We start from the raw sequence: 21759 nt of genomic DNA on the forward strand, positions 1-21759 counted from the left end.
AGAAACCACGCGTAAGCGACAAATTTTGTGATTGAAAAAGTAACTTAAGACTTAGCCCAATTTTGGGGGGTTGAGGCGCGGGAGAATAACGGTGCCGAGAGAAAAAAGTGACCGAATACAAAAGAATGGAAGTCGGCAAGAATCCCCACAAATACGGGGAACCGATGTTGTGTTGAGGAAGGCTATGGCCGCCAATTCATCAGTGCTGCGAGCATCCGTACCCGAGGGTGGGGACGCAATCCGTGCTTCTTCCGAATTGTCCAAAGCGTTTGCACATAACTGGAACTCTGCCTTTGAACATCGCGCGGGTAGGGATTTTCGAATGAGCTACTACCCAGGATGAATAAGCAGAGTTTAGGCCGGAACTCCTAAAAAAAACGAAACACCTTCAACAGCTTTTGTATAGTAGCGCCACGAAACCGAAAATAGATTTCATCGCCACTTTATTCGGACTGGAATGCCGCCTTTGGGTCGCAGGGTTACCGCCATTTCAACCTCGACTTCATCCTTGTTGAGCAACTCTAAATCACAGTGCTGAATTATCATGCTTAACAAAAGCTGGGCTTCCAGTAATGCAAAATGACTAGCAATACAGCTTCGCTCCCCTGTCCCGAAAGGCATAAACGAGAACCTCCGATTCTCGGGTATTAAAAACCGTTCTGGGTCAAACTGCTCGGGTTGTGGCCAAAAATCGGCGTGATGATGAAGATTGAAGATACTGAATATTGCGGGTCTTCCGGCCTTTAAAAAATAACCATCGACCTCGGTATCCTTATTAACCTTACGCAGCAGAATGCCGGCAGGGGGACGGAGGCGCATCGATTCGTTGAGTATCGCTCTGGCATAAACAAGCTGCTGCAAATCTTCTGCATTCGGTATTTTTCCTTGCAGCAAGCCATCCAGTTCCTCATGCAGTTTGGCGAGAACATTGGGATGCCGGGCCAGCAAATATAAGGTCCAGCTCAATAAATTTGCGGTGGTTTCATGCCCTGCACTGAAAATGGTGATAACTTCATCACGAATCTGCCTATCAGTCATCTTTTCACCACTGCTGTCATCACGTGCTTTTAACAGCATATCCAATAAGTCATTTTGCGCCGAGGAGGTCTTGCGGCGTTGTTCGATGATTCCGTAAATGACATCGTCAATTATTCCCAATGCCTCTCTGAATTTTTGATTGGCCGGCGTTGGTACATACAACGGGAGAGTCAAAGGACTTACGATGGTTTTAGCGGCATACCTCAGCAAAGTATCCAAAGATGGAGCGATACGTTCCATTTTGTCGAGCACACTGGTACTGAACATGGTCTGGGTGATGACTTCTAACGTAAGCTTCGTCATTTCACTAGAGAGGTTAACCTGTGCACCATCACCTAGTTGCCGCCATCGATCCAACATATTATTGCCAGCGGTGACGATTTGCGGCAGCAGCGAGGTTATGTTGCTTCTCTGAAAAACCCCCTGCATTAACCGCCGTTGTCTTTGCCATAAATCTCCCTGACTTGTTACTAATCCCTGACCTAAAATCAATGCCAGACCTGTTGGTTTGTCAGGATTGTAGATTTTTACAAAAACATCTCTTTGCTTGATCAAGGCTTGTTCGATCAGTTTTGGGTGACTGAATAAATAAAATTGGCGGGTAGCTAACCTGAAGCTGACCAGGTCACCATAATCTCGCTGCCAGTCACAAAGCGCTTGAAACGGATTCGCAATCATCTGGCTTAAATTGCCCAGCAGAAAATCGCCTTTGACCTGTGGAACTGTTTTGTTATGTGTCATCGTCAATACAATTGGAAATTTCAATGACGGTTTCATTAGCATTCAATTCAGCGTATGCATCAATCAGATGCAATAAGCCAAACAAAAGCAAACTCACTGTCGGTTCTTGTCCAGTTCTCGCTATTCTGCTGCCTTCAGCGGCAAATCAGTATAGCCGACATTGAAAGCCATCAAGCCTCGGCAAGTGCTTGGATACCAAAAGACGAAAGGCGCCAGTGGAAGCTTGTTTTTGAACTGAAAGGATAGGTAATGTACGCACATATTCGGCAGGTGCTGGTTTTATGCGTTGGCTGTGTCATTTCGTCTGGCGGCAACGCAGATGAGCGACGAACACCGTCATGGCTGCATGAAGTCAAGCTGGGGGTGCTGCACCACGATACCAGTAGTTTGTGGAGTGGCTTCCGCCGTGAAAGCGGGGTGGATGTTAATCTCGAAGCGATTTTTTCGCCTCAGATCAAAATTCTCGGAGGGGCCATTCGTCCCGCCTTTGGCGGCTCGGTGAATACGGCTGGCGACACCTCCAAGCTCTACGCGGGCCTTCGTTGGCAATATGAACACATCAGCGGAATATTCTTCGGTGTGGGACTGGGCGGTGCGGTTCATAACGGCGATCTTCACTTACAGCACAACGACAGGAAGGCTCTCGGGTCAAGGGTTCTGTTTCATATACCGATTGAAATTGGATATCGTTTCGACGACAAAAGTGCGCTATCGGCATACTTCGATCATATCTCCAACGCATACCTTGCTGACGCCAACGAGGGCATGGATACCTTGGGCGTACGGTATGGCTACCGCTTCTGACGCGCTATCTACTTTAAGTTGCGTGCCCCGGAATGATTACCCTCCCCTCGCGGAATGTGTGCCGGAAATACCGCCCGGTCACTACTTTTTCTACCCGCGCATTAATCACAGTTTTCTCTTTGCAGCGGCCTCATTCGGGGTGCGATAGTCCCAGGCGATATGGGCAGATCTGTGTTTCACCAGCCGGCATGTGAAGCATAAGCGGGCACCTGCCCGGACTGATGTCGTATTGCGGAGGAGTGCCGCCGCCAATTCATCCAGTGCCACGATTATCTACGGCTTAAGCACGGACGCAATCCTTGCATCTTCCGGATTGTCCAAAGCGTTCGCCCATAACTGGAACTCTGCCTTTGACATTTGAATTCCATCATCTAATCTGAGTAGTGGACTCTTCAGTACTTTAAACGCCATCTGCCGGAGCACACAATGATAATTAACAATTGCTTCAAAGTCCGCAGCCTCATCCTGGCCGCAGCCGCTGGTTTAAGTCTGGTTTTTGCCCTACCCGCGCACGCTACTGCACTGAAAATTCTCCAGCGCTTTGATTCAACCAATTCAGTGTTATTCCTGCAAAATGACTGGAACCCGGCAAATGGAACTACGTACTGGGGACCTATTGCCGTGTCTCAAAGCACAGATCCTGTCCCTACTGACTTTACTGGCGCAAACGTTGCAGGAAGCTTTTCCGTTGGGGCGGATCTTTGGGAGACCGTTTCGATAAAAAGTCCTGCCGGGACACAGTTCAATCTGCAGGGAACCCAGGAAATACAGCTTGTCGCCCGCCCGGGGTATGTGACTGACAGACCCTATGTCAGTGTCGTGTTGCGCCTGACCATGCAGGACGGCAGCATCTGGGACCAGCCCAAGGTGCTGGCAAACAATGTGTGGCAAACAGCAGCGTTTCTGGTTAAGGAAGGTTCCTTCGCTCTTGCCGAGTGGGGGCCACCGGGAGCGTTCGACCTTGGCAAGGTTACCTCATGGGAAGTTATCCTGGTAGACCTGCCTCCTGGCAATAACCACTATATCAACCTTCATACCCTCTACACGAAGGGAAACTATGAAACACCGGGAACCGCTGCAGAGCCATTCGCAGTAGAGTTTTCCTCTGGAGACGGGAGCGTTCTGTTCCGCCATGCTGACTGGAACCCAACAGATGGCGACACCGACTGGTTATATCATGTACGCACGCACCAACATTACTACAATCCATTTGGATTTGTGAAGGCGGTCTACCGCTCCGAAGGCGACCCATGGGAAACCGTATCCTTGCGTAAGGAAGCACAGACCCACTTCGACTTGACGGCCAGCGGCGGCGGGCAAATCGTAGCTTTAGTGAATGCCGACCAGAATTTCGATCCGAATGCATTGGTCATGAGCCTGACCATGCAGGATGGGAGCGTCTGGCAACAGGGAAAGCAACTGGATGTGGTGAGTAAGAATGCCTTAAGCCACTTTACGCCCGCGGGCGACATCGTGCTGCCATACAGGTTTTCGCTTGATCCCCAAGGAAAGGGCTGGGCCCGGGCAGCCTGGGGGCCAATGGGTAACTTCGACCTCAGCCGGATCAAAGCGTGGGAACTGTCGTTCAATAATCTTGGGGAGGGGGAAAAATCCGTCTTGCTGAGCAGCATTGGCATTATGGAAGCTTCTTTAGTAAAAGCGGATAACACGTTTGGAGCCACCGGCCAGGCACAATGGCTACAGCGCGGCTTTGCTTCTGATGGAGTGACTGCGGACATTAGTTCAGACGGCTTCGGAAATAGCCTGTACATTGCCTCGGAAACTCCGGTAAACGGGTTGGGGCTGGGCTTCAACCTTGAGATCACCAACAGCTATGTAAACTCGTCCCCGGATGCGGTTATCTTCAAGCTGACCACAAGTGATGGAAAAGTCTGGCAGCAAAGCTTTGGTCTGCCCGAAGCTGGACGATCAATCCGCAGGATTTACACCTCTTGCCCGTCCCCTTGGACAATGGTACGCCCAGACCCGGATGATTCTCGCTGCAAGTATATATTGGGAGCGTTTTACGGGATGAGCTCTGCCGTTACGAAATGGGAAGTAATTCTAAACAGACCGCCTGCCGGCGAGCACAAAGTGGGGGTTAACCTTCTCTCCACAGTTCAATAAGCGGTAGCTGTGAGACAGCCTTTGACGTCACGTGCACCGTGACCTACTGAAGATCCCGAAGAAGGAAGGGCCCTGCCATGCAAACACGATATCACCCCGGAACAATTTTCAAACCCATCATTAACTTAATAAAAAGACTGACAGTTTATAAGGTGTGCCTGATCAAACAGGGAAAAAGCGTAATTCAACTGCTCGTAGCTGCAGGCATCACTCTGCTCGCGGCAAGTGCAGGTTTTGCCGAGTCCATTTTTCCATCTGGTTTATCGAATAAAAGAGGTTCGTCCACGTCGCAGCCCTTGGAAGTTCTTGGTGTAAAAGACCAGCAAGGCTCAGATGATAATTTTGATAAATACATAGAATTCAATAGTGATCAAGATGGATACGTAGGAGATTTCAGGTTCAACCTGCCGGCCATGCCTGGCAAGGTGATTCAGAAATTAATATTGCATGCCAATTATCGGGGACCGGAAACTTCCTTTCAGAAATGGGAATTTGAATTGCTTGATGTTAAAACCGGCAAATGGGTTTATATCGCAGACAATCGCGATGTTGCCGACTGGTCCTGGAGTAATATCACAGCAACAATAATGGACCCCAGCCAATTCATAAACGGGCGAAATCAGATAACGTTACGCTACGGGGCAAAAAGTAAGGGAGACAATAGCCAGCTTGACTTCGTTGCGTTCGAAATAAAAAGTGTAGGATCCAATCGGCCTGTAGATGCGTCAGGAACAGGTAGTGATCGGGGAAGCCATGGAAATCGCTGGCAACCGGCTCCTGGGTTAAAGTGGCAAATTCAATATACTGATCCGCTCGATACGTCTTTGAATGTCGATGTTTATAACATCGACCTGTTTGATACCAGTGCGGCGGTTATCTCAGCACTGCGATCAAAGGGTAAGCATGTCATCTGTTATTTTAGCGCGGGTAGCTATGAAGACTGGCGTCCTGATAGCCGCGCATTTCCGGCCTCGGTTCTCGGCCGGAATCTCGATGGCTGGCCGGGTGAGAGATGGCTCGATGTGCGCAAACTGGAGGTTCTGATTCCCATCATGCGGGCTCGCATGGAACAAGCTGCTAAAAAAGGCTGCGACGGTGTCGATCCTGACAATGTTGACGGCTATAGCAACAATACAGGCTTTCCTCTCAACTACAATGATCAGCTGGTTTTTAATATAGCCCTTGCTGACGCAGCACATGATCTTGGACTTGCTATAGGTTTGAAAAATAATCTTGAACAAATCAAGCATCTTATAAATTATTTCGACTTTGCTGTGAATGAACAATGCTTCCAGGACGGTGAATGCAACGCGCTCAAACCATTTGTTGATGTCGGGAAAGCTGTTTTCGGTATTGAATATCATCTCTCAAACAGAAGTTTTTGCCCGCAAGCAAATACAATGAATTTTGATTTTCTAACGAAGAATTTGTCCCTGGATGCGAAAAGGGTACCTTGCAGGTAGTCATATTCATACTTAAATGAAACAGGCAGGAAGAGAATAACAAGTTCAAGGGAAGCTGGTCGGCGCATTGCTCGACAATGCGGCTGTAATTAGTGGGGCGGCGGGAATGTGCCGGCCGCCGTATGGCGATCGACCCATCCTTCGCTTCGCTTCACGACCGTACTACCCGATATGCCCGCTCGCACATCAAAGCGAGCAGTGCTCGCTCAGCCGAACTCCAATGGCGGGCTCTGGCCGAAGTTATGACCATCAGCAACCCGATCCGCAGCGTATACGCGGTTATGACGCAAAGCCAGCACGGGATGCTGATCGGTCAGGGCGCCAAAGCGTTCGCCGCGGAGAAGGGTCTGGAGATCGTTGATCCCTCCTATTTCCACACCGAATTCCGATGGAATCAGTTGAAAAAAGCGGTCTCCCCCGAACGCGGGCTGCATGACCGGCGCCGGAACCTATGCCGACAATCGTTCGGTTGCGGTGTCCGCCACCGGCAGCGGAGAAATGTTCATCCGTACCATCCGTACCTGTGCCGCCGCATTCAACACAGCGGCACAGATACGGCTGCTCAACGCCTCCATTAACGAAGCAGCGGATAATACATTGGCCGAAGTCGCAGCTATCGGCGGCGATTGGAGTCTTATCGTATTGGATGCGAAAGGCAACTACGCAATGCGTTTCAACATCAGAGGCATGTTCCACGTCACTATTGGTAGTGACGGCGTTGCGCGGGTGTTTTTTCACGTCCCTACTGCCCGAGAATGGCAGCGAAAGCGAGCACAGTAATTGCACCGGGGGAAATACGAATACTTTATCTTTTGCAGGGGAATCGCGTCACTCCGTTTATCCCTACTTCATCTCATCGCGAGTCCACGCTAATTTCGTATGTCATCTAAAAATTCCGATCCTGGCTCAACACTCGTAACCAGCAGATGATCCCTTGCCCGTGTGCAGGCGACGTAGAGCAGGTGCCGCTCCGTGTCGTACACCTCTTGCAAATCGGCATCGTCGCCTACTGTCTCGATGCGTTCCTGTAAGGGAATTATTTCGTCATCGCAGGCCATTACCACTACCGCGCGAAACTCCAGGCCCTTGGCGAGATTCATCGTGCTGATTGAGGCGTGGCCACTTGCAGTTTCCACATGCTCATCGAGAATTCTGAAAGCCATGCCTGCTTCCTTGACGGCAGCCCGCGCACGATCCAGCTGCGCTTCAGACCGTACAAAAATGCCGAACTCATGCGGCATCACGCCCGCTTTAGCTAGTTCGCCGATCCAGTTACCGACCGTCCCGATTTCCCCGCTTTCGTCCTTGAGGATATGAATGTCGGGTGGAGGACCATTGAATACCGAAACCGTATCGCTGCGGTCCTCGGTATTGCCATCCGCGTCGGTGACCAAGGGGCCGAGAAGGCGGTCCGCCTGCGCGCGAATTTGATGGGAGGTGCGGTAATTGACGCGCAGGGTGCGCGAGCGGCCCCGGATATCTATACCGATGGCCTTCCATGAAAAAGGCTGCTGGAAGATGCGCTGGCCGAGGTCGCCAGCGAAAAAGAGTGCATTGGGCCGACTTTCGCCCAAGGCGGCAAAGAACCGGAGATGGGTGACACTAATGTCCTGCGCCTCATCCACGACCGCGAAGTCGAACACCACTTTCTTGTTCTTCGAGATCACAGCCGCCAAGGAGCTGAATAGCTCAGCGTACGTGATCAGCTGGTGCGCCTTTAACCCAGCACGAACACGCTCGAAGATGGACCACAACACCACGCGCTGCGCTTCCGGCAACCGTGTTTTTCTGCCGAGGCGCACCACGTCGCGATACGCTTCCCAAGTCTCCAATTGCCTGGCATCCACCACCTGTTCCCACTCCGTGAAGAGGAAATGCAAACCGAACCTGTGGCCACCCACCCCGTTCGCTGCCTCCTGTACCAGCTCACGCATGATCTCGCGGCTCGCAATCGCCGCTGGCCCGACATGCGCCTTGTGAAGCCGAAAACCGATCGCATTGAGCGAGTAGACATCAATCCGTTCCGCAAGACCCGGTTCACTGCCCAACAGCCGCTTCAGCTTGGTTCGCAGCGCATTCGCCAGCGTGTCAGAGAAGGTCGTCAACAGAACCCGGGCATCCGGGTGCGCACGGGCCAGATGGGCTGCCCGGTGCAATGCCACGATGGTTTTGCCTGTGCCGGCCGATCCGGAAACACGTGCAGGACCAGTATAGTCCCGCTCCACCCATTGCCGTTGTTCGGGGTGGAGAAAGACTGTCCACTTCTCCCAAGGGAAATCGAGGGCGCGCTGCAATTCCTCCACATTCGTCATGACGCGGAAGCGGCGCTGGGCATCGGGATGATCGAAAGGATTCGCCGCCAACACGGTGGGCTGGGGCAAGCGGGGCTTACCGCCAGTCGCCAGTTCCACCAAGGCCTCCGCCGCTTCGGCAGGCAGGTGTTCAGTCAAGGCCAGCAACGCATCCTCCGTGGTTGCCTCCCTGACATCGCCGATCCATTCGGCGGGCACACCGTAACTGAAAAGTTCGTCGTCCGATGCCGCGATGTAAACAGCCTTCCTCTCGGCGGCACGTTTCGGCTCAAGAGCAAGCGTTGTTTGCACGTAAACCGGAACGGCAATCTCCTTCACCGTTTCGCGTATCTCGACCAGTTGCGCGGCACCTGTTGCCGGATGTGTTTCCAACTTTCGCCGCTCGGCCCAGTCATAAGCCTTGTCGTGATGATCGACATAGCAGAGCAGCAGGCTGCCCGCGGTCTTGTGAACAATCAGACGGATGTTCGCGTTCACCCGGACCGACCAGAAGTTTTTGTCCTTCGCCTTATCCAGCTTGTGAAAATTGAATCCGGGACTAGAGGGGTTGAGTTGCAGGTCGAATGCGGTTGTCTTGACTGCTTTCTGTTCCTCTCCGGCGAGTCGGGAAAGGCTGTCAGTAAAAGTATCGGCGATGCGGAAGTTCATACTGACTCAACTATCCTGTTGTGTTTTAGGAAAATAAAAATCCTTGCACAACATATAATCGAAAAGCGTTCTGACAACACATGCGATTGTTATGGGAATCGAAAGGTTCAAGGGGTTTTGCAAAATCGCAATATAGATACTATTTGCGACTAGATACCAAACTGCTAGCAAGACAAAAATTAAATTAATGATGGTCCACTTCCACTCTGCACCGTGCCCATCTTGTGATGATGAACCGAAGTGCGCAAATAGGCCCCAGACTACATCTACCGTCAATAAGACAACGAGCGCCCAAGCAAAATGGTTTGGAACCTGTACTAATAACGATAAAACAACAAATCCAATGCCATGAAGTAGTAGTAGTAGGAAATCTATAATTAACGCGCCATTTTTAATATGACGATTATCGTTCTCTATGTATGTATCATAAATATGACGGAGTGCACCGTGATAAAAACAAAAAAATGTTGCAATGAATGCAATAAATAACAGACTAGACGAAGCTGTCACCGAATGAAGCCCAGTTTGAGTGTCGATTAACCTAGTAACTGAAAGAGAAAGCGCTACACCCATGACGACGGTATATAAGTTAATGAGACTTTTTACCGAATTCTCTTTTTTCTTATTCTCCATTCTTGCTATTTCCTACGCCATCAACCCAGCAATATAAATCTTCAATAGTGTAGAAAACGGGCTTGCCCATCCTCTTAAAAGTTTCAACTTCTGCATCAGCACCAGATGATTTAGTTTCTTTATAACTAACATGGGGCAGAGTTACATTCAGCCTCAAACAACAGTCATAAAGGCTAAGCATTGCCTGATCGTAGTCGATCCAATCTTGATACGGTCTTGGGAATAGAATGTGCTGAAAGTGACTCCATAAAGGCGCGACGGGTAATACTTTTCCTTCTCCAAGAATCTGATCAAAGATCTTGCACTGAAAATGCGCATTCATTGCTGGATCGCCTTTACTATAAGGTGACGCGATGTATACAGTTGGCTTTTTCATATTTGATCCGCTTAATTAACCCTGAACACCTTCATCACTTCATCGCCCAAATGATTGATCACCTTCACTGCAATACGCCCGCTCTTCGGCTTGTCGAACGGGCGCGAAGTATCACTGTTCAGCGTGGCCCAAGCTTCGGGATCAATCTCAGCTTTCAAAGTCATCTTGAGTGCGCTGTAGGGATCGTTCGCGCCAAGGAAATAGGCATGGCGGACAAAGAAGCTTTCTTCGTTGTAGTCGGTATCGACAAACCAGCAGGCGATCCCATCGGCACCGTGGCTGATGACTTCGCCGGTCTGGGGTTTGAAGACGTCCACGCCGTTTACTTTCACGCGCAGCCTGCCGTCCTTCTCGGGCAGCAGGGTAATGTCCGGCTCGCCGAAGATGACAAAAAGATTGCCTTTACCAGTATTCTTGAGGTCTTCGGCCATATGCAGGTCGGCATTCATGCGAGCCTTGAGCACGGGGATGCGGCCCAGTTTGCTGAATTCGGTAGCGTGCGCCTCGTAGTTAAAGGCGCAGGCAATCAGCACATCGAATCCGCCATCTCCCGCCTCGCGGGCGGCGGAGACGAGGTCGGCGCGCTGCACGGTGCCATACTCGGGGCCAATAAAAATGGCGGCGCGCTTCTCGCTGCCGGATTCCGCGTCACCTTCCTGGTAACGCCCTTCGGCGCAGACCAGATAGCCGGGCCAGGGTGCGAGCGCGGTGAAAGTGATTTTGTCTTCCTTGTGTGCCTGCTGCACGCCGGCGGTCTTGAGGTTCTCCAAAATCATTTGGGGAAAAGATTGTTTGGCACTGTAGTCGGCGCTGTCCTGCTTAAGGGTATCGATCAACTCGTCGTTCTCGTCCACGCCCAGCATGCGATGGGGGCTGAGGCTCTCCACCGTGAAGGGGCCCGCCACGCGAACTTTCTTATTGTCCGGATAGGGCTTGTCGTAGAGATATTCATGGTCGGCCTTGGCGGCGATGGAAGCGTCGATTTCCTTCTGCCGGGCAATGCGCTGCTGCCACCAGTCGCCGTGCAGGCTTAATGCAGGCCCCGGCCAAGCCTTGTCCGTCGCGCGTGGGATTTCCCATTCCTGCCACTGCTTCTTGAGTGCGGTGTTCAGCTTCTCGCGCAACGGCTCCAGTATCGCCTGCCATTTGTTCCATATGACATCGATCTCCGCATTGTTTGCTACAACCGCCGAAGTAATGTGAGCGCGACGCTGATAAACAAAGCCGTGGCGAATGTTCCCGCGCACGGGCTGCGAGCTCGGTGCGGTACTGCTGACTCCCGCTTCCTTGAGTTGACCTTCGCGGGAATCAGCTAATATGAAAAATGGATAACGCGCACCCATTATACGAGCACGGGCTAGCGCAAGTGCCACGCGTGAGGTATCAATGGTGATCCAGCGTCGACCCCATTGCTCGGCGACAGTGGCAGTGGTGCCGGAACCGCAGGTAGGGTCGATCACGAGGTCGCCTGGATCTGTTGCAAGCAATAGGCATCGCTCTACGATTCTTTCATTAGTTTGCACGACGTAGACTTGATCCGGTGCCCCCCCAAATCCATCCCACCAGTTTGAAATAGGTTGCAACCCAAAATCCGAGAAATGCCTGACTAGGCCGATCTGGTTTTTCCCGATATATAAGCGGTTTGCAATCGCGAGCCGACGCATTCCTGACAACTCAACGTCCGTGTCGACTGCCGTATGCTTCCAACAGTTTCCCTTCTTCAAACCGGGATCAAAAAGCCTACCTTGATAATCAAAAATAATGCTTTGATTTTTCCGGTATCCGCCGGATGTCGAATTCTCCGATTTGAATAAACTGCACCCACGCTCTCGCTGAAGAAGCAATGGCTTAGTCTTCAGTAATGATGCGTTACCCTCAAGTCTTGCGATTTCAGCAATTGAGGTATCTTGCCCAGACGGCAGGCGGACGAAACGAAAGTCACGAGCAATTTCGGACTCATCAAGGAATTCTTCGTATAGCTGCTTAGTCTTTGCATTTTGTTTACTCTTGAAGAACCAGAGAATGTAATCATTTACGGCTTCCGGGAAGCGGCCCTTCTGGCCTCCTTTTTTCTTCACTAGAAGGAGGTCGCCGGCATTATTTGGGCCGAATACTTCGTCCATCACCGCCCGGATGCGATGCACGTTTTCATCCCCGATCTGTACGAAAATGGAACCCGATTCGGTGAGTAAATCACGGGCGACAGTAAGCCGATCGCGGAGGTAGGTAAGGTAACTGTGGATACCGTCGCGCCAAGTGTCACGAAAGGCTTTAACCTGCTCCGGCTCACGAGTGATGTGGTCGATCCTGCCATCGTCCACCTTCTTGCTAGTAGTGCTCCATTGGAAGTTGCTATTAAAGGTAATGCCATAGGGCGGATCGAAGTAGATACACTGCACCTTGCCGCGCAGACCCTCGCGCTCGGCAAGGCTGGCCATGACCTGAAGGGAGTCGCCGAGAATCATGCGATTACTCCAGTTCTGGTCGTGCTGGTAGAACTCGGTTTTGTCCGCGCCCTTGGGGATCCCGTTGAAGTCGGCGAAAAGGTCGGGGGTGAGCGTTCCTGCCTCATGCTCGCGTTCCTTTGTCGCGCGCAGCAGGTCGTTGATGAGCGCCTTCGGGTGGACCTTTTCCTGGATATAGAGCGGCGGAGCCTGGACGACGAGATCGCTCCAGTCCTGCTCATCCTTCCCGCGCCAGACGAGCTGCGGGTCTAGATCCCTATTCCTGCGCTCGTAAGCCACCCGGATCGGATCCTGTTCATTTTTCTGCATCACTGACTGGTATTCCACAGTCGGGATATTCTTACGCGTCGCATCTTCGTGCTTCAAAGTTTCGACTGTTTTGAATCCAGGATGCCTCTTCGTCATGATTATTTTCCCTGTGGCGCCGTCAAGAGGGCAACAGAATTGATCATCTTGTTGAACTCGCTTTCGACCTTAGCCTTGAAATCAGCCTCAATCTGGTAAACTTCCGTGAACTCTGCGAACGCCCAGCGGCCATAAGTGCCGAGATGGTTCACGCCGGGCACCCAGTAGGTATCCACGGTGGATTTCTTCTCCTTCGCATCCTCCCGCCGGTAGCCCTTGATCTCAACCACGAGATGCAGCGGGTCATCCGGGCCGTGGCCGTCATCCACCAGAACAATGAAGTCGGGAAGATATTTGCGCATCCCGAAGCCGTAGCGATAAGGCACTTCCAGACCGAGGTTGTGATTCTTCACATAGGCGCGGACCTTGGAATGCGACTCCGCCACGCGGCAGAATTCCGCCTCCCAGTCGCTGTCGAGAATAATCCAATTAATGTGGCAGGATTTTGAACTCGTTTCCCAGCGGTCAGCTTTTGACGTGTTGAAACGGACGTGCCCGGTCGAGCCGGTGGGATTGTAAGGATCGAGCAACGCCTTGATAGGCTGTTCCCCGAGAAATTGCCGGGTAATGGCTGCGGTGATCCTGTTGCAGGCCATGTCGGCAAGCTCCTGATACATGAGTTGCGCGGGATAGGTCTCGCCTTTGCATACGAGGCAGGTATCGAGCCATTGTTTGGTAATGCGCTTGAGCTGCCCGAAGAGGTGGAGTTTTGGTGCGTCGCCGGGGTCTCGCCATTTTGTGTAAAGCAGCCGGTGGGTGAGGTGAAAAACGAGCGTGGAAGGACGAATATCGCCCAGATGCTTGAGATTCATGTCGGCGGATTCGCCGATGATGCCAGCGTTGCGCGTGATGGATGGTCCGACAAGATCGGGGCTGAGTTCCAGAATCGATTCCTCGTTAAAATCGGCTGTCAGCCGTTCCTCCGGCAGCTCCACACGATAGCCCTCGACGCGGGGAAAGCGGATTTCAAGGGCGTCGCGCTCGGGGCGCATGGCCTTGACCTGAACCGTTTCGCGCGGCGGCTGCGGCGGAGCTATCACCGGCTTCGCGGTGAAGTCGAAGGGAATGCCGAAAACATCGGCATATTCGACATTGAACAGGCCCTTATCCGGCCCCTCTTCATTGAGCTCGTAGGATTGACGGCGTAATGCGCGACCAATGACTTGTTCGCACAGGAGCTGGGTGCCGAAGGCGCGAATGCCAAGCACGTGGGTGACGGTATTCGCATCCCACCCCTCGGTAAGCATCGAGACCGAGACAACGCAGCGGATGCCGCCGCCAAGCTGGCCGGGCTTGCCGACAGTATTCATGACCTCGCGAAGCAGTTCCTGGTCCGTGATCTTGTCGCCGGCGCGAACATCGCCGCTGCGCGCCACGATCTCGCGACGAAAACGCTCGATCTCGTCCGCAGCCATGCCCCGAAAATCGTCGTCCAGCGCATCCCCTGCCTCAAGCTGTTCGCTATCTATCAGGAGCGTATTGGGGCGCGGCAGTGGATTGCCGGTAATCTCGTCGAAATTGCGGAACAATGCCAAGCGTCCATATTCCAGCGCGGACGTACCGTCCTCGTTCTTGCGATGAAAGCCGGAGATGAAGTCATACACCAGCTTGGAGATGGCGGTATTCTGGCAGACGATGATGAAACAGGGCGGAACCGTGATGCCCTTATCCTCCCAGAGCTGAAAGGTTTTCTCGTAGTGGCCGTACAAGGCTTGCATTGCCGTCTGCAAGCGGGTTGGAAGCCTGAGCGGGTCGAGCTCCTCGCCTTGACCACGCCCCTTCTTCGGCATCTCTTTGCGGATATTTTCCCAAAGATCTCTGAACATGGGCATTTCTTCGCCGGGGATGTTTTCCGCCACCGGCACGCGCGGCAATTTGACGATGCCGCATTCGATGGCATCCATGAGCGAAAAATCGCTCATCGTCCACGGAAACAGGGTTCCTTCAGCGTAACCGGAGCCGCGAAGGAAAAATGGCGTTGCCGACAAATCAATGACGCGGCTGAGCCCGAGCTTTCGATTCACCGCTTCGAGGCCCGAAATCCAGAGGCGTGCCGCTTCGTTGTTTTTCTCCGCTTCCTTCTTCTCGTCGCCTTTCAGGTCTTCATCGTCCACATCTTTCGGTTTCTCGCGATAGCAGTGGTGCGCCTCGTCGTTAATCGCAAGAATATTCTTCAGGCCCATCAAGTCCGGCATCACGCGCTGGAGCATCTGGCCTTCGGTTTCGAGCGTCCTGGGTTCCTCGCCTGTGCGGCCCTGGAGAAGCTGGCGTCCGCCTTTGGAAAGCTCGATGCGCTCGCGCAGCTTGAAAGCATGGTAGTTGGTAATGACAATTTTAGCCCGGTTCACGTCGTCGAGCATGTCGCCCGGCACCAGTTCGCGGTCTTTGTAGTAGCTATCCGGGTCGTTAGGCTGGAGGACGCGCAAACGATCCTTGATCGTCAAGCCGGGGGCACAAATCAGAAAGCCGCGCGTAAAGTGCTTGCTGGCGGGGCGCCGTACGGAGTTGATGGTCTGCCAGGCGATAAGCATTGCCATCACCGTAGTCTTACCGGCGCCGGTTGCCAGCTTCAGCGCGAATCGCATCAATTGCGGATTGGCATCTTGATTCGCTGACACAAGATGCTCAAGCATGCGCTTCCCATTCTTGGATTGGGGCGCCACTTCGGTAAGCCAGATGGCAGTTTCCGCCGCCTCGACCTGACAGAAGAACGGGCGAATAGCGCTAAACGAGTGATGGCGCCAATGCTGAAGAAGCCGGGCCGTCTCGGGCGTGACCTGCCATTGATGGGGATTGGGCAAAGATCGCCAGCTATCCACCTGGCCGCGCACCTCCCTGATGATCGAGGTGGGATCGTATTGCTGCGCCTTCGTTGAAAGCCCCTCGCCTTCATCAAAAACGAAAGCCTCCTGTGTGGCGGCACGTTTCCGCTTCTTCGGCTTTGGAATCGGCGTGATGAACTCGGCACGGCGGCGGGTCTCGATAATCTTCTGTGTGGGTTGCCCGTGCTCATCCAGCTCCCAGTGGCGGGTGGGAGACGAATAAGGAGAGTTCAAAATGGGGTGGTCAAAGAACGGGTTATACATTGATCAACACCTATTCGGCTTGGGAACTGCCCGAGGTAGTACTGCCGGGCTCGCTTTGTACTTTCTACCAGAGATGCGCTAATTTACCTTATTGTTCAGCTTAATCCAACGGACTAATGTCCTGTCGCGATCGAGCTCTATCTGTAAAAATATCCTACCGAGGGCGACTCGGCGGCTGAATGGCAACAAGATTTAAAGGGGCTAGCGATCCGAGATTTTCGACATCTAATCTGTTCCGCAAAAATATGCCTAAGCTGCACGAATAATAATTACGGTAGATGGGGCACAAACATTGAGTGGGCGCGAATTAGTGTTATCGGTTAAGGGGGAGTGCAGACTGGCTGTCCGGGAAAATTTAGAACCCGCTTAAGTATCAAGAATGGGATCTTTGAAAACAGATCGTCAACCTCACCTTGTAGCTAGAGATAAGACAACCCCGAGGAAGGGGGCGTGGTAGTGCGCCGGGAATGTGTCTGACTCGCCATAGGCGATCCAGCCATCCCTGCGCTTCGCTTCGGGACCGCACTCGCTCGAAAACCCGCTCGCGCGTCCAAGCGAGCAGTGCTCGCTTAGTCGAACCTGATGGCGGGTTCTCATCCCAACCGCCCTAAATTAAAAAGCCACCCGCTGGGGGTGGCTTTTTAATTGGTGGAGGCGGCGGGAATCGAACCCGCGTCCGCAAGTCCTCTACAGTCAGTTCTACATACTTAGCCATGTTATTTAGTTTAACCTGGCGTCCGTCAACCGGCGGACTGACGACAGGCGAGTCACCTATTGTTTAACGCTCGATAAAGTAACCCTACTGAGCGCGATCCTCGTTAATGGCTCCGCTGCCTGTTGCCAGACCCGGCGTTGAGGCCCACCGGTGCGGAGTCCAGCCGGATTTAAGCGGCTAGAGCGTAACGTTCGTCGTTTGCGACTATACTTTTCCAGATGTATTTACGAGGTAACTGGTCCTCGGTATGCCCTGATCTGCTTTGCAACCCACGTCGAAGCCAGGTCGCCCCCGGCATTCTGTGTTTCAGCTGTTTAGAGGGTATTGAGCTGGAAGAGTTCAATTGGATGGATAAAGACCATCGTAACCCATCCAATCAATATTTGTTGTTGCGCTCCGCTTCGCTCAGCCTGCAACGGGATGCTTTCTTACCCTGCAGCCGCGCTCTCTCCACTCCCCCTCTGCTACCGCTTCACTATAACAGAAACGCGTTGTCAGATGTAACTGAGCAGTTCCTCCGGCCGGTCGATGAGATATCTCGCGCCCCAGGATTCGGGGGCACTTATGCTGCAGAGATAGCCATATTTGGCGATAACCGGCTCCATGCCCGCGGCCAGGCTGGCCTGCACGTCGCGCATGTCATCTACCAGGTAGATGCACCCGCCGGGAGCAATAGCCATGCGCCGCTTGCCTTCAGCAGCGGGGCGGGATAAGGCTTGGAGTGAGCGGTATCCCCACCGCTGACGATGCATGCGTACGATTGCTCAAACCCAGCTCTTGCAGCAACGGTATCGTGAAACGCGCGGATTTATCGGTGACGATTCCCCACGGCAGGCCATGGGTATCCAGTTCTTCAAGCAGATCAGTCACAAGCTACCAGGTAATCGCTACTGTGCGTTGGCGCACCGATAACATCGACAGGACAAGCATAATGTTCCTCCATAGCACGTGATGGATTGGATTGTTGGGGGAAAGCCATTTAATTAACTTTCGTCACCATATAGGAGCTTGAAATGAACAAACTCATATCGACCGTTATTATCACCACCTTCACGGCTTTGTGGAGCTTCGGTGCTACCGCTACATCGCATGATACAGATAAAAACAAGGAAACAATGCGCAAGGACTCCTCCGCACCCACGAGCAAGAAGGAAGACGGCAAGTATGGGAAGGAGCCAAGCTCAACCTCTGAGATCATGAAAGAAAAGATGCCCGACAATGTGTCGCCGGGAGTGAAAGAAGAATACAGAGATCAAGAGATAATGAACAAGAAGCCGTATAAGCAATAATAGTCCGTTGGTAGACCGCACGAGCGCAGGTTTTCGCGGTGGGGCGTCAGAGGTAACTGAGCAGTTCTTCGGGTCGGTCGATGAGATACTTGGCGCCCCAGAATTCTGGCGCGCTCACGCTGCCGAGATAGCCATATTTGGCAATGACAGGCTCCATGCCTGCGGCCAGGCTGGCCTGCACGTCGCGCATATCGTCCCCCAAGTAGATGCACTCGGCGGGCGCAATGGCCATGGCGCCGCTTGCCTTGAGCAGCGGGTCGGGATAAGGCTTGGAGTGAGCGGTATCCCCGCCGCTGACGATGCATGCGGTACGGTTGCTCAATCCCAGCTCTTGCAGCAGCGGTATGGTGAAACGCGCGGGTTTATTGGTGACGATTCCCCACGGCAGCCCACGAGTATCCAGCTCTTCAAGCAGTTCCATCACCCCCGGAAATAAGGCTGTGTCATGACATAGCCGCTCCTCGTAGAAATCGAGGAATTCCGCACGCATTGCGTCATAGTCGGTGTCGCCCGGCTTGATATTGAACCCGAGGCCGAGCAAGCCGCGCGCACCAGCCGAGGCCTCGGTACGGATGATCTCCAGCGGTAGGGGCGAAAGACCGCGGGCAACGCGCTGCCGGTTGAGGGCATGGCCCAGGTCGGGAGCGGTATGTGCGAGGGTCCCGTCGAGGTCGAAGAGAACAGCTTTGATCATAACGGGATTATGGGAGGAAATTGGCGAAAGACGCGCCAGGATGATGAGGCGGCGGGAAGGCTAATCAAAAAAATTCGGAGCTGGCGTGATTGCCCCGGATATCTCAAGCGCGAGACGCCATGATGTAGTTGACATCAGAGTCGGGCTCAAGCGCATAAACCTTGGTGATGGGATTGTAAGTCATGCCGATGATCTCATGCACACCAAGGTCGGCCGAGCGGGCCATGCGCGCGAGTTCCGACGGCTTGATGAACTTCGCGTAATCGTGCGTGCCTCTCGGCAGGAGGTTCAATACGTATTCCGCACCGATGATGGCGTACAGATAGGATTTCGGATTGCGGTTGATGGTCGAGAAGAAGACCCAGCCACCGGGCTTGACGAGTTTCGCGCACGCTCGCACGATGCTCTGCGGGCTCGGCACGTGCTCCAGCATCTCCATGCAGGTCACTATGTCGTAATGGTGGGGCTGTTCTTTGGCGAGCGCCTCTACCGAGATTTTGCGGTAGTTCACTTGCCTGCCGCTTTCGAGCAAATGCAGTTTTGCCACTTTCAGGGCTTTATCCCCAAGATCGATTCCGGTCACATGGGCGCCAAGCCCAGCCATGCTCTCGGACAGGATGCCCCCGCCGCAACCAACGTCGAGCACGGTCTTCCCCTCCAATCCCGCAAGGCGGTCGATGTACTCCAGCCGCAACGGGTTGATTTCATGCAACGGCTTGAATTCGCTATTCGGGTCCCACCAGCGATGGGCCAGCTGGCTGAATTTGTCCAGCTCCAGCAGATCGACGTTCGCGCTATTGTTTTCCATTTGTTTGCTCATCTATTCTTTGGGCTTTACTGCCCCTGCCCCTGTCGAGTTGCTGCCATTTGTTCCCGCCAGAATCCCGCCCTGAGCAACAACTCCTGTTCGTCGAGCGTGGTCAACTCGCCGTCGTTCAACAGCATTTTACCATTTACCCACACATGGCTCACGTGTTCCCGTCCGGCGGCATAAAGAAGGTGCGAAACAGGGTCATAGCAAGGTGCGAGTTCAAGGCTGGAAAAATCCACCGCAGTGACGTCAGCCGCCTTGCCCGGCAGCAATGAGCCGATCATTGAATCCAGGCCCAGCGCTTTGGCACCGTTGAGCGTCGCCATTTGTAGAGCCTGCCATGCGGGCAGCACATCGGCCCGCCCGCTCTGGCCTTTCGCCAGCAGCGCCGCGAGACGCATTTCCTCGAACATCTTCAGGCTGTTGTTGCTCGCGGCGCCATCCGTTCCCAAGCCGACATTCATCCCCGCGCTTAGCATAGACACGACGGGTGCAAAACCGCTGGCGAGTTTCAGATTCGAGGTCGGGCAATGCGCGACCGTGCAGCCCAGCTGCGCCATGAGTTCGATCTCATCAGCTGTGACATGAATCATGTGCACCGCGATCAGGTTGGGCCCCAGTAGGCCGAGCTTATGCATGCGTTCTATCGGGCGCATGCCATGCATTTTCAGGCTGCCCGCTACCTCGTCCTCGGTTTCATGAAGATGAATATGAATGGGCAAATCAAGCTGCTCTGCATAGGTGAGGATTTTGGCGAACACCCTGTCGCTTACCGTGAAAGGCGCATGCGGGGCAAAACAGAATGACAGCAGCGCGTGCGGGTTATAGGCGTCGCGCAGGGCGAGGCCCTTGGCTAAATAATCGTCGGCGTCGCTGGCGTAGGCGGTAGGAAAGTCGATGGTGATCATGCCGATGGCGGCGCGCATGCCCGAGGCCAGCACTGCCCGAACGGATGCCTCAGGGAAGAAATACATGTCATTGAAACAGGTGACGCCGGCTCTCAGCATCTCGGCACAGGCCAACCGCGTGCCATCGAAGACAAACCCCGCATCGACATGCCTTGTTTCAGCAGGCCATATATGGTTGTTGAGCCACTCCATCAGGGGCAGGTCGTCCGCCAGCCCGCGCATCAGGGTCATGGCCGCGTGCGTGTGCAGGTTGACCAGACCCGGGATCAGCGCATGGTGATGCAGGGCGATCCGTTCAGCGGGCTCGAATCGCGCTTGCGCCTCGTCATTGGCGACGATGGCGAGGATCATGCCCTGATCAATAGCCAGGGCATGATCCTGCAATACCGTGCCCGCCGGCTCGACCGGAATTATCCAGCGCGCCTCCACCAACGTATCGATTTTTACGGGGTCAGTCATTTATACGGAAAGCTTAGCAAAAAAAAACCCTGCGCGCGGCAGGGTTTGAATTATTTGTTGAGATGAAATTATTGGACTACTTCCTTTGTGCCAGCGATTTCAACTTCAACGCGACGGTCGGGTTGCAGGCAGGCGATCAGAGACTTGCTTCTCTTATTGCCCTTGCACGAATCACCGGTTACAGGGTTGGCTTCGCCCTTGCCATCCGTGAAGACCTTGTCAGCGGGAATGCCTTTTTCGTTGACCAGATAGGTTTTGACGGCTTCAGCGCGGCGCAATGAAAGTTTTTTGTTATAAGCGTCCGAACCAAGGCGGTCGGCGTAGCCGATGACTACGACGGTGTCGTACTTGACGCCACCCAGTTTGTTTACGAGGTCATCCAGGGCTTGTTTTCCTTCTGATTTCAGGTTGGCCTTGTCGAAATCGAATAACGTGTCGGCGGAAAGTGAGAGTTTTTCTGGTTCTGTAATGGGCGCAGGGGCAGGAGCCGGAGCGGGAGCAGGAGCAGGTTCAGGCGCTTCAACGCGTTTTTCGGGTTTCGGCAGCAGATCGGGATCGCATTCGTAGGTGGCCATCGCCGGTGTCCAGTAACCTGTGCGCCAGCAGTCTCCGGATGAATCTTTGGCGGTTGTACCGCCGGCATCGCTTGCGTATCCTTCAGGCTGCTCAGCCGCCATCGCAGCCCCCGAAAATACCATCGGCAGAACTATCGCTCCCAGCAAGAGTTTTTTCGTTACCATATTTTTCATGCTATTGCCCCTTTTCATTTAAAACTTCAATTCAAA

The 21759-nt window shown here is 53.3% G+C and carries 17 protein-coding genes, 1 other RNA gene and 1 pseudogene; 6 read left to right on the forward strand and 13 right to left on the reverse strand.

The annotated features are described in order from the left end of the window. Positions 1 to 432: 432 nt before the first annotated feature. Positions 433 to 1815 (reverse strand): cytochrome P450, encoded by a 1383-nt coding sequence (locus R5L00_RS03880; protein WP_317653450.1) that lies wholly within the window; start codon positions 1813 to 1815, stop codon positions 433 to 435. A 213-nt stretch (positions 1816 to 2028) separates the two neighbouring features. On the opposite strand from R5L00_RS03880, the gene R5L00_RS03885 reads away from it, so the two are divergent. The 5 genes and pseudogenes from R5L00_RS03885 (at position 2029) to R5L00_RS03905 (ending at position 6953) form a co-directional block, all read left to right on the forward strand. Then, on the forward strand, positions 2029 to 2583 hold the full coding sequence (locus tag R5L00_RS03885; protein WP_317653451.1) for an acyloxyacyl hydrolase: 555 nt from the start codon (positions 2029 to 2031) through the stop codon (positions 2581 to 2583). A 426-nt stretch (positions 2584 to 3009) separates the two neighbouring features. After that, a complete protein-coding gene (locus R5L00_RS03890) occupies positions 3010 to 4710 on the forward strand; it encodes a hypothetical protein (RefSeq protein ID WP_317653453.1) in 1701 nt (566 codons plus the stop codon). A 77-nt stretch (positions 4711 to 4787) separates the two neighbouring features. Further along, positions 4788 to 6173: an endo alpha-1,4 polygalactosaminidase gene (locus tag R5L00_RS03895; RefSeq protein ID WP_317653455.1), complete on the forward strand. Its 1386-nt coding sequence runs from the start codon at positions 4788 to 4790 to the stop codon at positions 6171 to 6173. A 242-nt stretch (positions 6174 to 6415) separates the two neighbouring features. Then, positions 6416 to 6541 (forward strand): annotated as a pseudogene (locus R5L00_RS03900) (isoaspartyl peptidase/L-asparaginase); the annotation flags it as partial. A 64-nt stretch (positions 6542 to 6605) separates the two neighbouring features. Beyond that, a complete protein-coding gene (locus R5L00_RS03905; protein WP_317653456.1) occupies positions 6606 to 6953 on the forward strand; it encodes an isoaspartyl peptidase/L-asparaginase in 348 nt (115 codons plus the stop codon). An 89-nt stretch (positions 6954 to 7042) separates the two neighbouring features. Here R5L00_RS03905 and R5L00_RS03910 read toward each other — a convergent pair whose 3' ends face one another. From R5L00_RS03910 to R5L00_RS03945, 8 genes are all read right to left on the reverse strand, one after another. After that, a complete protein-coding gene (locus R5L00_RS03910) occupies positions 7043 to 9133 on the reverse strand; it encodes a UvrD-helicase domain-containing protein (RefSeq protein WP_317653457.1) in 2091 nt (696 codons plus the stop codon). Between the two features lie 6 nt (positions 9134 to 9139). Further along, positions 9140 to 9766: a hypothetical protein gene (locus R5L00_RS03915; RefSeq protein ID WP_317653458.1), complete on the reverse strand. Its 627-nt coding sequence runs from the start codon at positions 9764 to 9766 to the stop codon at positions 9140 to 9142. Continuing rightward, positions 9756 to 10142 (reverse strand): hypothetical protein, encoded by a 387-nt coding sequence (locus R5L00_RS03920; RefSeq protein ID WP_317653460.1) that lies wholly within the window; start codon positions 10140 to 10142, stop codon positions 9756 to 9758. The genes R5L00_RS03915 and R5L00_RS03920 overlap by 11 nt, the downstream gene beginning before the upstream one ends. A gap of 11 nt (positions 10143 to 10153) precedes the next feature. Beyond that, positions 10154 to 13012: a site-specific DNA-methyltransferase gene (locus R5L00_RS03925; protein WP_317653461.1), complete on the reverse strand. Its 2859-nt coding sequence runs from the start codon at positions 13010 to 13012 to the stop codon at positions 10154 to 10156. A 2-nt stretch (positions 13013 to 13014) separates the two neighbouring features. Beyond that, positions 13015 to 16098, reverse strand: a complete 3084-nt coding sequence (locus R5L00_RS03930) for a BPTD_3080 family restriction endonuclease (RefSeq protein ID WP_317653462.1) — start codon at positions 16096 to 16098, stop codon at positions 13015 to 13017. Between the two features lie 646 nt (positions 16099 to 16744). After that, positions 16745 to 17106, reverse strand: a transfer-messenger RNA (tmRNA) gene (gene ssrA, locus R5L00_RS03935). Between the two features lie 201 nt (positions 17107 to 17307). Beyond that, the gene (locus tag R5L00_RS03940; RefSeq protein WP_317653463.1) at positions 17308 to 17493 is read right to left on the reverse strand and encodes a hypothetical protein; all 186 of its coding nucleotides are present in this window, start codon (positions 17491 to 17493) and stop codon (positions 17308 to 17310) included. 13 nt (positions 17494 to 17506) lie between these two features. Beyond that, entirely contained in the window at positions 17507 to 17683 is a 177-nt protein-coding gene (locus R5L00_RS03945) for a hypothetical protein (protein ID WP_317653465.1), read from the reverse strand. Between the two features lie 143 nt (positions 17684 to 17826). Between R5L00_RS03945 and R5L00_RS03950 the strand changes: the two genes are divergently transcribed. Then, positions 17827 to 18102, forward strand: a complete 276-nt coding sequence (locus R5L00_RS03950) for a hypothetical protein (protein ID WP_317653466.1) — start codon at positions 17827 to 17829, stop codon at positions 18100 to 18102. 46 nt (positions 18103 to 18148) lie between these two features. Here R5L00_RS03950 and R5L00_RS03955 read toward each other — a convergent pair whose 3' ends face one another. The 4 genes from R5L00_RS03955 to R5L00_RS03970 all read right to left on the reverse strand — a co-directional run bounded on the left by R5L00_RS03955 (position 18149) and on the right by R5L00_RS03970 (position 21723). After that, positions 18149 to 18796: an HAD-IA family hydrolase gene (locus R5L00_RS03955; protein WP_317653467.1), complete on the reverse strand. Its 648-nt coding sequence runs from the start codon at positions 18794 to 18796 to the stop codon at positions 18149 to 18151. A gap of 103 nt (positions 18797 to 18899) precedes the next feature. Beyond that, on the reverse strand, positions 18900 to 19604 hold the full coding sequence (gene ubiG / locus R5L00_RS03960; protein ID WP_317653468.1) for a bifunctional 2-polyprenyl-6-hydroxyphenol methylase/3-demethylubiquinol 3-O-methyltransferase UbiG: 705 nt from the start codon (positions 19602 to 19604) through the stop codon (positions 18900 to 18902). A gap of 26 nt (positions 19605 to 19630) precedes the next feature. Beyond that, a complete protein-coding gene (locus R5L00_RS03965; protein ID WP_317653470.1) occupies positions 19631 to 20974 on the reverse strand; it encodes a TRZ/ATZ family hydrolase in 1344 nt (447 codons plus the stop codon). 68 nt (positions 20975 to 21042) lie between these two features. Continuing rightward, positions 21043 to 21723, reverse strand: coding sequence for an OmpA family protein (locus R5L00_RS03970; RefSeq protein WP_107692774.1), 681 nt, complete (start codon positions 21721 to 21723; stop codon positions 21043 to 21045). Between the last annotated feature and the right edge of the window lie 36 nt (positions 21724 to 21759).

It is taken from the genome of Nitrosospira sp. Is2 (assembly GCF_033095785.1).
Taxonomy (GTDB): domain Bacteria; phylum Pseudomonadota; class Gammaproteobacteria; order Burkholderiales; family Nitrosomonadaceae; genus Nitrosospira.